13 protein-coding genes are annotated in these 12,274 nt (G+C 69.2%); 4 read left to right on the plus strand and 9 right to left on the minus strand.

From position 1 onward, the window contains the following. On the plus strand, positions 1 to 1,083 hold the full coding sequence (locus AB0C29_RS00510) for an FUSC family protein (protein ID WP_360813560.1): 1,083 nt from the start codon (positions 1 to 3) through the stop codon (positions 1,081 to 1,083). 5 nt (positions 1,084 to 1,088) lie between these two features. Here AB0C29_RS00510 and AB0C29_RS00515 read toward each other — a convergent pair whose 3' ends face one another. After that, complete coding sequence (locus tag AB0C29_RS00515) at positions 1,089 to 1,985, minus strand: universal stress protein (RefSeq protein ID WP_360813562.1); 897 nt, start codon at positions 1,983 to 1,985, stop codon at positions 1,089 to 1,091. Positions 1,986 to 2,102: 117 nt separating this feature from the next. Further along, entirely contained in the window at positions 2,103 to 2,447 is a 345-nt protein-coding gene (locus tag AB0C29_RS00520) for a TRIC cation channel family protein (RefSeq protein ID WP_360813564.1), read from the minus strand. A gap of 381 nt (positions 2,448 to 2,828) precedes the next feature. On the opposite strand from AB0C29_RS00520, the gene AB0C29_RS00525 reads away from it, so the two are divergent. Beyond that, positions 2,829 to 4,379, plus strand: a complete 1,551-nt coding sequence (locus tag AB0C29_RS00525; RefSeq protein WP_360813566.1) for a gluconokinase — start codon at positions 2,829 to 2,831, stop codon at positions 4,377 to 4,379. 307 nt (positions 4,380 to 4,686) lie between these two features. Here the strand turns inward: AB0C29_RS00525 and AB0C29_RS00530 are convergent, their stop codons facing one another. The 3 genes from AB0C29_RS00530 to ctaD all read right to left on the minus strand — a co-directional run bounded on the left by AB0C29_RS00530 (position 4,687) and on the right by ctaD (position 8,733). Further along, on the minus strand, positions 4,687 to 5,262 hold the full coding sequence (locus AB0C29_RS00530; protein ID WP_360813568.1) for an NADPH-dependent F420 reductase: 576 nt from the start codon (positions 5,260 to 5,262) through the stop codon (positions 4,687 to 4,689). Positions 5,263 to 5,313: 51 nt separating this feature from the next. After that, on the minus strand, positions 5,314 to 6,756 hold the full coding sequence (locus AB0C29_RS00535) for an FAD-dependent oxidoreductase (protein ID WP_360813570.1): 1,443 nt from the start codon (positions 6,754 to 6,756) through the stop codon (positions 5,314 to 5,316). A gap of 219 nt (positions 6,757 to 6,975) precedes the next feature. Continuing rightward, positions 6,976 to 8,733, minus strand: a complete 1,758-nt coding sequence (ctaD, locus tag AB0C29_RS00540) for a cytochrome c oxidase subunit I (protein ID WP_360813572.1) — start codon at positions 8,731 to 8,733, stop codon at positions 6,976 to 6,978. Between the two features lie 18 nt (positions 8,734 to 8,751). Between ctaD and AB0C29_RS00545 the strand changes: the two genes are divergently transcribed. Beyond that, positions 8,752 to 9,087 carry a hypothetical protein gene (locus tag AB0C29_RS00545; RefSeq protein ID WP_360813574.1) on the plus strand — a complete coding sequence of 112 codons (336 nt, stop codon included), beginning with the start codon at positions 8,752 to 8,754 and terminating at the stop codon, positions 9,085 to 9,087. Here AB0C29_RS00545 and AB0C29_RS00550 read toward each other — a convergent pair whose 3' ends face one another. After that, positions 9,088 to 9,693 carry a universal stress protein gene (locus AB0C29_RS00550; RefSeq protein WP_360813576.1) on the minus strand — a complete coding sequence of 202 codons (606 nt, stop codon included), beginning with the start codon at positions 9,691 to 9,693 and terminating at the stop codon, positions 9,088 to 9,090. 386 nt (positions 9,694 to 10,079) lie between these two features. Between AB0C29_RS00550 and mnhG the strand changes: the two genes are divergently transcribed. Further along, the gene (mnhG, locus tag AB0C29_RS00555; RefSeq protein ID WP_360813578.1) at positions 10,080 to 10,442 is read left to right on the plus strand and encodes a monovalent cation/H(+) antiporter subunit G; all 363 of its coding nucleotides are present in this window, start codon (positions 10,080 to 10,082) and stop codon (positions 10,440 to 10,442) included. A 163-nt stretch (positions 10,443 to 10,605) separates the two neighbouring features. Here the strand turns inward: mnhG and AB0C29_RS00560 are convergent, their stop codons facing one another. From AB0C29_RS00560 to AB0C29_RS00570, 3 genes are all read right to left on the minus strand, one after another. Continuing rightward, entirely contained in the window at positions 10,606 to 10,839 is a 234-nt protein-coding gene (locus AB0C29_RS00560; RefSeq protein ID WP_360813580.1) for a hypothetical protein, read from the minus strand. Between the two features lie 38 nt (positions 10,840 to 10,877). After that, complete coding sequence (locus AB0C29_RS00565; RefSeq protein WP_360813582.1) at positions 10,878 to 11,660, minus strand: rod shape-determining protein; 783 nt, start codon at positions 11,658 to 11,660, stop codon at positions 10,878 to 10,880. A gap of 161 nt (positions 11,661 to 11,821) precedes the next feature. Continuing rightward, positions 11,822 to 12,151, minus strand: a complete 330-nt coding sequence (locus tag AB0C29_RS00570; protein WP_360813584.1) for a TraR/DksA C4-type zinc finger protein — start codon at positions 12,149 to 12,151, stop codon at positions 11,822 to 11,824. Between the last annotated feature and the right edge of the window lie 123 nt (positions 12,152 to 12,274).

The following is a 12,274-nucleotide window of genomic DNA, read 5'->3' on the forward strand; positions in this document are numbered from 1 at the left end:
ATGGTCAGCCGACTGAGCGACCTCGCGTCGCCGACGCGTGGCCGCCGGTGGACGGGGGTTGTCTGGCCGATCGCGCAGCAGAGTGCGGCGGCGGCCGTGGCGTGGCTTATTGCTGTGCGGGTGGTGGATCACGCGGATCCGTTCTTCGCGCCGATCGCGGCGGTCATCGGGCTGAACGTCACGCTGGGACGCCGCGGGGCGAACGTGGTGCAGATGGCATCCGGCGTGCTCATCGGCGTGCTGGTCGCCGAGGCCGCCTACTGGCTGGCCGGCGGCGGCGTCGGAACCCTGACCGTGTCGATCTTCCTGGCCATGCTGGTGGCGCGGGCGGTGAGCGGGGCCCGGGTCCTGCAGGCCCAGGCCGCGGTCAGCGCTATTCTGGTGACCGTTCTCGGCCGCCCCGAGCAGGGATGGAACCGGTTGGTGGACGCGGCCATCGGCGGCCTGGTAGCGCTGACCTTCAGCCAGCTGTTGTTTCCGCCGGAACCGCTGCGGCTGCTGAGGCGCGCCCAGGCCACAGTGCTGTCGAGTCTGGCTGACGGTCTGCGGATGACCGCCGACGCGGTGGAGCACCGAGACCCGAAGCGGGCGCGGGACGCCACCACGAAACTGCGGAACCTGCGCGACGATCTCGCCGAGCTCGACACCACCCGCACGGCAAGCGGACGGATCATCCGGCACGCCTTCACTTGGCGGCGCCGGGCCGGACCGGTCGTGGCCGAACGCGAGCGTGCGGACCATCTGGACCTGCTGGTGGGCAGCTGCCTCATGCTCACCCGTACGGCCACCGCGGTCCAGGGACCGCTGCGCGTCCCGCTCGCTACCGTCATCCGGCAGCTGGCGGCGGAGCTGAACGATCTCGCGGTGGACCCCGGAGACAAGGCCATCCGGCAGAACGTCGCCGAGCGGGCCGTCGAGCTGACCCGGTGGCTGGCCCAGCACGGCGGGCGCGTGCCGGCCGGGTCGGCGCTCGCCGCCGCGTACGCCGGCATCCGGATGGTCGCGGCCGACGTCATGGTGTACGCCGGCGTCGACGCCGAACAGGCGTTCCAGGACACCTTCTCGGCCAGGCCCGACGGCTGAGCGACCTACTCGTCGGCGTCCCGGTCGCGGATCACGGCCACGGGGCAGGGGGACTGTGTGACGCTCTGAGTCGACACCGATCCCAGGAGCAGGCCCTTCCAGCCGCCGTACCCTCGGGAACCGACCACCAGCAGGTCGGCCTGGGCGGCGGCCTGCAGCAACATCAGGTTCGACGCGCCCTCGGCCAGCCACATCTCGACATCGCTGCGTGTGGAGTCGACCGACGCGCGCCGCATGCTCTCCCGCAAGATGTCGCCTGCTCGTACGGCAATCTCGTCGAGCGCTTCCTGCGGCAGAGCGCCCGAGCGCCCCGCGAACCCGAGGTACGGTGCGGTCCACGCGTGCACCACCTGCAGGGAAGCGTGCCGGGCGGCGGCGGCGTGAGCGGCGAAACGCAAGGCGCGCACCGAGGCGTCCGACCCGTCGACGCCGACTACGACCCGCCGCGCCGGGGCAGCTCGCCGGTGTCCGCGTACGACGACCACCGTGCTGTCCGCGTACTGCACGCAGCTCTGGCTGACCGAGCCCAGCATCGAGCCGGTGATGCTGCCGCGTCCGCGAGAACCCACGACCAGCAGCGCATCGGGGCCGGCCGCGCGGATCAGTTCCGGGACCGGATGGCCGTACCGGACTTCGGAGGTCACCGCCAGGTCCGGCGCCTGCACGCGTTCGGCCACCGCGCGTACGGCCAAGGCGAAGTCTTCCTGCAGGCGCGTGCGGAGCTCGGCCACCGACTGCATCGCGGAGAGCCGCTCGACCTGCGCCGGCGTGCCGTCGGGATGCCATACGTTGATCGCCCGTACCGGCAGATCGCGCAGCCTGCCCTCCTGCAGGGCCCAGATCAGAGCCTCGTCGGACTCCGGCGAGCCGTCGACGCCGACCACCACTCCGGTAACGGCCACGTGCACGCCCTCTCGGTCCGGATCGCGTCGCCGCGATCGAATCCGTGCTGGGACAACGATCACAGCACTGCCGGGCACAGTTGGCAACCCGATCCGGCTCCCGCGTGCTGCCGGCTGTCACCGTGGGCGGGTGTCCTGCTCGCCGGGGAGCGCGGTCGGCATGTTGATCCCGTACCGCCAGCTGGAGAGCCGCGCCACGATGCACACCCCGGCGCCCAGCACGGGGAACACCGGGTTCGTGCTGCCGGCATGCTGCGCGACGACCAGCACGGTGGCCCCGAGCAGTGCCGGTATCGCGTACAGCCCTTCGCGGAGGACGGTCGGGATCTGGCGCAGCAACACGTCGCGCAACATGCTGCCGCCGACTCCGGTGATCACGCCAAGCAGGATCGCCTGCACCGGGCCGAGCCCGAACTGCAGCGCTTTGGTCGCGCCCGTCACTGAAAAGAGCCCCAGGCCCAAGCATCGAAGACCATGATGCTTCGTTCGGCCCGTTCCAGGGCGCGCCCCGCGAAGAAACACACCACCCCGGCGGCGGCCGCGGCGGCCAGGTACCGCCAGTCCCGGAAGGTCGTCGGACGCGTGCCGATCAGGACGTCCCCGCCAGGTTGAGGACGAGGATGAGCAAGGGATTGAATCCCTCGAGTACGTCCATCGCTCGCAGCGTAAGCGCCTCGCGTCAGCTCGGCCACCGGCACGCGGTCGGCACCATACCGGCGGTCGTTCCGTTATGGTCATGGTGTGATCGCGGTGGCCGGCGCCGCAACGCGGATCGTTCAGGGGCCGTTTGGGAGGCGATGACCGTTGACTACGATCCGGTCGTCAACGGGCACGGACGCCGTCGTGATCGGCGTTGACATCGGCACCACGAGTACGATTTCGGTCGCGTACGACACCGGCGGCGTGGCTGTCGCCTCGCATGCGGTGGGCTACCCGCTCAGCGAGCCGCACCCGGGCTGGGCCGAACAGGACCCTGCGCTGATCTACGCTGCCGTGGTCGAAACCGTCCGCACGGTCGTTGCCGGCATCAGCCGCCCGGTCGCCGGCCTGTCGTTCAGCAGCGCGATGCACAGCCTGCTCGGACTCGACGTCGCCGGCAAGCCGATCACCCCGTTAGTGACCTGGGCCGATTCGCGGTCCGCGGCGCAGGCCGCACGGATCCGGGCGTCGGCCGGTGGGCTCGCCCTGCACCGGCGTACGGGGACCCCGGTACACCCGATGGCGCCTCTGCCGAAACTGCTGTGGTTCCGTGAGCAGGAACCCGAGATCTGCGAACGGGTCGCGTGCTGGGTCGGCATCAAGGACTACGTCCTGCTGCGGCTTTGTGGGGCCCTGATGACCGACCACTCGGTGGCCTCCGCCAGTGGGCTGATGGACATCCACCGCCTCGAGTGGGACGCCGAGGCGTTGCAGGTGGCCGGTATCAGGGCGGACCATCTGCCGCGGCTTGTGCCGACGACGACCGTGCTGCCCGCTCTGACAGCGGCCGCCGCCGAAGCCACCGGTCTGCCGGCTTCCACGCCGGTCGTCGTCGGCGCCGGTGACGGCCCGCTGGCCAATCTCGGGCTCGGCGCCGTCGCGCCCGGCGTCGCTGCATGCTCGATCGGCACCAGCGGTGCTCTGCGGGTCATGGTGGAGCGCCCGGCGGTCGACCCGCTCGGCGGTGTGTTCTGTTATGCGCTCACCGCGGACCGCTGGGTCGTGGGGGGCGCCATCAACAACGGCGGCATCGTCCTGGACTGGACCGGCGCGGCCCTGGCGCCGGACCTCGGCGACAAGCCGCAGGAGGAGTTGCTCGACCTGGCCGCGTCCGTGCCGGCAGGCAGTGGTGGACTCGTCATGCTGCCGTACCTGCTCGGTGAGCGCGCCCCGCACTGGGACTCGCTGCCACGCGGGGCCTACATCGGACTGACGAACGCCCACCGGCGCCCGCACCTGGTCCGGGCCGCTCTGGAAGGCGTCTGTCAGCAGCTCGCCCTGGTGCTGCGGTCGATGCGCGCCGCCGGTATCGAGATTCGCGAGGTCCGGGCCAGCGGCGGCTTCGCCCGCAGTCCGCTCTGGCGGCAGATGCTCGCCGACGCTCTCGGCATGGAGGTGCGGTTCCCAGCCGGCCACGAAGGATCAAGTTACGGTGCGGCCCTGCTCGGCATGCAGGCTCTGGGCCTCATCGAATCCGTCGACGTCGCCGCCGATCGGGTGTACATCGCCGAGACGGTTCGCCCGGATCCTGAGGACGCCGCCGTCTACGCCACCCTGCTGCCGCTCTTCGCCGAGTTGTACGGCGCCCTCGGGCCGGCCTATACCTCCCTGCGCGGGCTCGCCGCCGACCTGCCCCTGGAGCACGTCGCACCGAATGTCGCTACCGTCCGACTGCGGGACGATCAACCACAGTGATCATGGCCGCACGCTGGGCACCGTTATGCCCGCGGACGGTGGCAGCCACGACGTCTCCGGGGTTCTTGGCACGCAACGCAGCGCCACCATTACCGCCGCCGGCTGATTCCTCCTCGAGGACTTCGCGGCGTTCACTCGGCGTCCGCGCCGCTCCCGGTGGCCCAGTCGAGGTTTGTCGAGCGGCTCGTTCTGCTCAGGATCCAGGACTGCGAGCGGGTGATGATGCCGATGCCGCTGGTCATGTCTTGCGACAGAGGGCGTGAGCGTGCGGACCGGCCAAAGCGGTAGCTGAACCGGCGACGGCCGCTCAGGCGACGACGCCGAAGCCGCCGGTCCAGGGAACCTTGTCGCTGGCGGCGAGCGTGAGCTGCAGGAAACCGAGGGCTTCGAGTTCCCGTGCCCGGCGCAGGGCGCCGGCGTCGACGGCGCGCACACCACCGGCGGTGACCACACCTGCCAGCAGTGCCTTGGCGTCCGGGTCGTCGCCGGCGATGAGGACCGTCGTCGGTAGCGGCCCGACCTGGCCGGCGGCCAGGGTCGCTGCGAAGGTGGTGTTGAACGCCTTCACCACGTGCGACTGAGGCAGCGCGGTCGCGATCTGCGACGCGGCTGAGCCGTCGGCCGGGACGGTCAGGGAGTCGAACGTCTCGAAGTCCAGCGGGTTAGTGATGTCGACAACGACCTTGCCGGTAAGTTGGTCGACGCGCTGAGCAATGATGGCAGCCACGGCGGAGTGGGGCACGGCCAGCACGACAATGTCGCCAGTGACCGGTTTGTCGGCGTCGGCCTTGCCGAACGCCTCGACGCTGTTGCCGCCGGCGGTGACGACGCCGGAGATGGCCTGACCCATATTGCCGTTTCCGATGATGCTGACGTGTGTCATGAACGTTCTCCCCTCCAGATATGAGTCGGTTGGCCGGCGCGGCAGGTGCCACTATCCGCTGGGGATATCGCCGGCCGCGGGTGCGGTACGCCGCTGCTGTGGTTGGTCATCGAGGGTGTCGAACAGCAGGTTGAGACCCTCGGCCATGGTCGGGTGCGCCAGCGCGGCGTCGCGGATCCGTTGGTAGGGCAGGCGACCGAGCATGGCGACCTGAACGGCGGCGACCACCTCACCGGAACCGTGCCCCAACAAGGCGGCACCGAGGATCTGATCGGTGTCGGCATCGACCACCGCTTTCCACGTCCCCACCGTGTCATGCAGGGTCTTGGCGCGCGGAATCGCCGCCACGGGAATTCTGGCGATCTTGACCGACCGGCCCTGGGCGCGCGCCTCACCTTCGGTCAGCCCGACGCGGGCGAGCTCGGGAGTGAGGAACACGGTGTAGGGCACGAGCCGGCCGGTGGTGACCGCATCGCCGCCGGTCAGGTTCGCCCGCAGGATGCGGAAGTCATGCCAGGAAGCGTGGGTGAACTGTGGGCTGCCGGCAGCGTCACCGGCGGCCCACACATGTTCGGCGGTGGTGCGCAGATGGTCGTCCACGACCACGAATCCGCGATCCGTGACCGCCACCCCGGCAGTGTCGAGTTCGAGATCAGCGGTGACCGGGGTTCGGCCGGTGGCCACCAGCAGCTCCTGGCCGCGAACCTCGCGACCGTCGTCCAGGGTGACCACGATGTCCCCGTACCCGGACTCGCGACGCACCGCCTGCGCGCGTACCCCGAGCCGCACGGCGACGCCCTGATCCGAAAGGATCTGCGCCACTTGCTCGGCGACGTCCGGGTCCTCACGCGGTAACAGCTGCCCGGGGCCCTGGAGCAGGGTCACCCGGGTGCCGAAGGTGGCGAACATCGAAGCGAACTCACAACCGACGTAACCGCCGCCCAGCACCAGCATCGTGTCGGGAAGGCGCTCCAGATGCAGGATGGTCTCGGAGTTCCATACCCGCGTCTCGGTGATGCCGTCGAGTCTGGGCTGGGCCGGCATGGTTCCGGTGTTGATGACGACTTCACGGCCGCGGACCATCCGGGTGCCGCCGGTGCGGGTCTGGATCCCTACCGTGCGCTCGGCGACGAATCGTGCGCTGCCCAGCACAAAATCCATCCCGGAATCGGCGAACATCTTCCCGTGTGCGGTGACCATTGCGTCGACCACAGACTCCTTGTGCCGGCGCAGCCGATCCAGCGAGATCGACGGTTCGCCGTCGACGTCCACGCCGAACTCGGCGGCGCGGCGCGCAGTGATCAGCGTGCGGGCGGAGCCGACGAGTGCCTTGGTGGGGATGCACGCGACGTTGATGCACGTCCCGCCGATCTTGTCTCGTTCCACCATGACAACGTTCCAGTCCGCCTTCGCGCGATCCATCGCCAGCGACTTGCCGGCTTTACCGCCGCCGACCACCAGCAGGTCCACGTCCTCGACGTTCCGCTCGCCCACGAGGTCATCCCGTCTCTTCGACCCGCTGCCAACGCCACGGCAACCGGCGTTCACTGTCTTTCTCCAGGTTTCGTCGCCCGGTACCCGCCGAATAGCCGGTAAACGGCGTGAGGGTTACGTTCACCGGAGCACCCCCTTCTGCTGTGTCGGCGAGCGCGAGTACATCGGGCCGTGCCCCACCGGGAGCCACCTGTCCAGGAGGCGCCGGCCGTTGGCCGGCTACCGGTTGATGTCGCTGCTGGTGTCTTCCTGATAGCTGGCGCCGCTGTCGGATTCGCCGGTGAGCGGCCGGGCACCGCCCTCCGGCGGCCCCGCCTCGGACTGCTCGCCGGCGGCCAACTGCGGGAACTTGGCGTCGAAGGCCGGGCGTTCCGAGCGGATCCGGGGCATCCGGTCGAAGTTGCGCAGTGGCGGCGGGCTGGAGGTCGCCCATTCCAGGGAATTGCCGTGACCCCACGGGTCGTCGACCGTGACCAGCACGCCGGCCTTGTACGAATGCCAGACGTTGTACAGGAACGGCAGGGTGGAGGCGCCGAGGATGAACGAGCCGATGGTGGAGAACGTGTTGAGGGCGGTGAAGCCGTCGTCGGCGAGGTAGTCGGCGTACCGGCGGGGCATGCCTTCCGCGCCCAGCCAGTGCTGCACCAGGAAGGTGGTGTGGAAGCCGAGGAAGGTCAGCCAGAAGTGGATTTTTCCGAGGCGGTCGTCGAGCATTCGGCCGAACATCTTCGGGAACCAGAAGTAGATGCCGGAGAACACCGCGAACACGATCGTGCCGAACAGCACGTAGTGGAAGTGGGCCACCACGAAGTAGCTGTCGTGCACGTGGAAGTCGATCGGCGGGGAGGCCAGCAGCACGCCGGTCAGCCCGCCGAGCAGGAAGGTCACCAGGAAGCCGAGCGCGAACAGCATGGGCGTCTCGAGGCTGATCTGGCCGCGCCACATCGTGCCGATCCACACGAAGAACTTCATGCCGGTCGGGACGGCGATCGCGAAACTCATGAAGCTGAAGAACGGCAGAAGTACTTGCCCGGTGGCGAACATGTGGTGGGCCCACACGCTCATCGACAGCACTGCGATCAGCAGGGTCGCGCCGACCAGGCCCTTGTAGCCGAAGACCGGCTTGCGGCTGAAGACCGGGATGACCTCGGTGACGATTCCGAAGAACGGCAGCGCCACGATGTAGACCTCGGGGTGTCCGAAGAACCAGAAGAGGTGCTGCCAGAGCATCGGACCGTTGGTGTCGACGTCGAAGACGTGCGCGCCGAGGATGCGGTCGGCGGCCAGCGCGAACAGCGCCGCGGCCAGGAACGGGAAGACCATGATCACCAGCAGGCTGGTGACCAGGATGTTCCACGTGAACACCGGCATCCGGAACATCGTCATGCCCGGCGCCCGCAGGGTGACGATCGTCGTGATCATGTTGACGCCGCCGAGGATCGTGCCCAGACCGGAAAGCGCCAGGCCGACCACCCACATGTTGCCGCCCACGCCCGGCGAGTGCGTGGCGGTGCTCAACGGGGTGTACCCCGTCCAGCCGAAATCGGCCGCGCCGCCCGGAGTGAAGAACCCGCCCACCGCGATCAGCCCGCCGAACAGGTACAGCCAGTACGCGAAGGAATTTAGTCGAGGGAAAGCCACATCCGGCGCGCCGATCTGGATCGGCACCACGAAGTTGGCGAAGGCGAACACGATCGGCGTCGCGAAGAACAGCAGCATGATCGTGCCGTGCATCGTGAACAGCTGGTTGTACTGCTCCGGCGAGAGGAACTGCATGCCCGGGCGGGCCAGCTCGGCCCGCATGAGCATGGCCATGAACCCGCCGATCATGAAGAACACGAAGGCGGTGACCATGTACATGATCCCGATCTGCTTCGCGTCCGTGGTCCGCAGCACCCGCGCCAATGCGGAACCTCGTACTGGGTGCCTGACGGGCCAGGGGCGGGTGACGATCGGCTTCGGTACGACCGAGGTCATGGCGTCCTCCGATGGGCTGTGGACAGCTCGGCGGCCGGGATCGACGCTACGCCGATCGAGCCAGATGCGCAGCTCCTGTTTGTCTCCCGGTACAGCCCGGTACCCAGGCGGTCGGCGGTGCTGGGTGTGCTCAGCAGCGGACTATGCGCCATACCAGCAGTCGTCGACGGTGCGCTGTTCGTGACTGCCGCCACCGGCGGACGCGACCGCGTGCTCGGTGTACCGGCGGCGCTGTGCGCGGCCACGGTGAGCTTCCTGATCCACGTGGTCGGTCCGTGCTTCGGCCTGGACGCCCGAAACCCGCCGCGGATGGGGCATGAGGGTAAGGCGACCTCCAGTAGCGACGGTGACTGATCAGCGGCGAGCCGGGTGCGGGCGGTGATGTCCGCTGCCCGGGTTCGGGTGTCCGGATGTTCTGGTGTCCACGTGGCTTGCGGAGTCGGCGCGAAGGTGGCTGAGTGGTTGACCGGGCTGTGCCGGCTGTGTCCCGGACCGCGCGGAGTCCGACGCGATGCCGGCGTCCGTGAGCGGTGTTGCCGCCGTCGACCGGGACGGCACCGTGATGATCGGCAAGGGCGCGGCCTTCAGCAGCCGGGTGGCGACACTGCCGAGCAAAAAGTTGATCACTGATCCATGCCCGCGGTTCCCGATGATCAGAACGTCGGCATGCGCGGTAGCAACAAGATCCAGGATCTTGCGTGGAACGTTGCGAGTGGTGGTCCTGGACGACAGTACGGTGGCGTGGACGCCGTCGTCCTGCAACCGCCGAGCCGTGCGGTGAAGTGACGCCAGCACGGCTCTGTTGTCCTCGGTCAGGAACCCCGACCGACTGATGGTGACCTCTTGGACATGGATGATCGCCAGTTTGCCGCCGATGGCCCGGGTGAGATCTTCCGCGATTTCCAGCGCGTCGGACGCGGACGCGGATCCGTCGGTGGCCCAGGCAATGGTCCTGAACACAACTCCTCCTTGGGGTGTCAGATCTGCTCCCAGAAAGGGGAGGAGATGAGGCGCGGATCGGCGTCGGGCAGCCCGGCACATCCGTTGACCTGGTGATACCAGGTTGCGCCGGCGGGTCTTCGAATGCGATGGCCGCGTTCGGCCGAGCTTGGTCGTGGTTGGTTGCCGAGCCCCAGCAACCGCTCGTTCGCCGCGGCGTGTCATGAGGAGGCCGTCGGCCCGGAGCCCGTACCGGTCGGCGTGCCGGAAAGGGGCATTCGGGTGGTGGTGGCCGGCCGGTGGTCGGTCTTGCTGCGTCAGATTCGCTGCTGCGGACGGGCAACGCTGCTCTGCGGCACGTTCATCGGCTCGGTCAGCGTTGCCCGGTTCGCGCCGAGGAGCCGGCGATGACCGCGCAGACCGTCGCGGACATCCTCGCCGGCACCTGCCTGATCTCCGGCGCGCTGCTCAGCCTCGCTGCCGGCGTCGGCCTGCTGCGCTTTCCCGACCTGCTCTCCCGCATGCACGCGGCGACCAAACCCCAGGTCCTGGGTCTCCTGCTCAGCCTCGCCGGTACGGCGTTACGGCTGCAGAACACCATCGACATCACCAGCCTGGTCCTGGTCGGAATCTTCCAGCTCGCCACCGCACCGGTCGCCGCGCACATGATCGGCCGGGCCGTCTACCGGGCCCGGCAGGTCCGCACCGACCTTCTGGTGGTCGACGAGCTGGCCGACGACCACGCGAACGGAGGACCCGGCCCGCGGTGACGTACCGGCGCGTCATTGTGCCGGTGGCGCCGGCGACCGCCGTCAGGATCCGGGCCCCGCTCTGCGGCGCGGGTCGAGCGCGGTCGCCTGATCCGGCTCACCTCGCCGGGCAACCGCGACCGCGAGTCAGCGCAGCGTCCCGAAATTGCTGAGATCGTCGGACCTACTCGGACATGCGCTTGAGGGCTTGAGCCGTCTGGGCGATTCGCTGACGGCACGATGAGGTGAGCAGATCCAAGGTCTGGGGGTCGTAGCCCGCGTGCCGGGGCAGGTGGGCGTACACCGTCAACTGCGTCATGCGGGCGGTGTGGACGGCGAACTGCTCCTCCAGCATCGCGCGGAGCAGCTCCATCGGCTCCGCGGACGGATGGGTCGCGTCGTGCAGCACAGCGGTCATGATGCCTCCAGAAGCACGAGTTCCACGGGGACGGGTGGTCAGGGGTGGCGCAGGAGTGACATCGCGGCGAGGCCGGCGCCGTTGAGTGCGGCGGTGCGGGGTGCGGCCGCTCGGTGGACGCGTACCCTCAGCAGGCCGGAGACGGCGGTGGCCAGCCCGGGATGCACGGCACCGTCGCCCACCAGCAGGATTCCCCGCGCCAGCGCCGTGACCAGAGCCGACGCGTCGGGGCCCGCGCGCAGGTCGTCGATGTGGCGCAGGACGTTTTCCCCGATCAGATCCACGGTGGCGCCGCGAGTCAGGTCCCGGGTGCCGATCTCAGTGCGACGGGCGGCGCGGACGCGGCCGTCCTGCAGCAGGGCAACCTCGGTCAGCTCAGCGCCGATGTCGACGACCAGCAACCTTCCCGCGGCCGCGCCGGAGCCGACGGCGGCGGCGCGGACGGTGTCGATGAATACCAGCCGCTCGGGGGCGAAGACGGCGTCGAGCACGCGGCGGGTGGTCTCCTGGTCGGCTTCGGATGCCAGCACCGGCCGGCAGGCCACGACCACGCCGCCTTGGGGCACGGGTTGCGGATACCGGTGAACGAGTCGCGTCAGCAGACTCGTGCAGCCGTCGACGTCGACGACGCGACCCCGGCGCACCGGCGTGCCGGTGGAGTTCGATGCGTCATTCCAGGAGCCATTGACCGTGCCGTGGTGGGCCGCCCACACACCGACGGTGTCGCTGCCGAGGTCCACGGCGAGCGCCGTCAGCGGGCCGGCGGCTCTGTTCCGGCTGGCCGACGGGGGAGGGGACGCCGGTCTGGTGGGCACGGTCACGCCGACTCCTTTCGAAGGGTGAGCCGCGGCTTGCTGCCGCGGTCTCAGGTGGTAAGAGCATCCATCGTTCTCGATCAGCGGCAAGCGTGCCGGATGAGTGACCGACGAAGAACAGCTAGTTTTGGTTGCCGGCGATCGGCAGCCAAGTCCTCGGGACTCGCCTACCCGTTGTGTCGCTGCTGGCAGGGCACGCAGAGCCGGGCGTGTGGCAGCACCTGCAGGCGCTCGGCCGGGATCGAGGTGCCGCATTTCTCGCAGCGACCGTAGGTGCCGTCGGTGATCCGGGTCAGCGCGCCGGTGATCTGCTCCAACGTGCGCCGGGTGACAGCTCGCAGTGCCGCCCGCTGGTACGCCTCGCCGGGGTCACCGGTGTCGGCGTCGAGCTGCGTGAACTCCTTCAGTCGTGCCGATTGCACCGTGAACTCCTCACTCAGCGACGCGCGCACCTGCGCGAAGCGGCCGTGGTCGGGGACGTCGGTATCGATGCTCATGATCCATCCTGTGATTGCGGAGCCGGACAGCGAAAAGGGCGAAGCCGAATGGCTTCGTCCTGGCACCTCAAGGGTTCGGGCTCTCCGGGTTGGGACCGGCGTACGCGGCCCGTCCCGGTGCAC

Source organism: Actinoplanes sp. NPDC048791 (assembly GCF_040650095.1).
Taxonomy (GTDB): Bacteria; Actinomycetota; Actinomycetes; order Mycobacteriales; family Micromonosporaceae; genus Actinoplanes.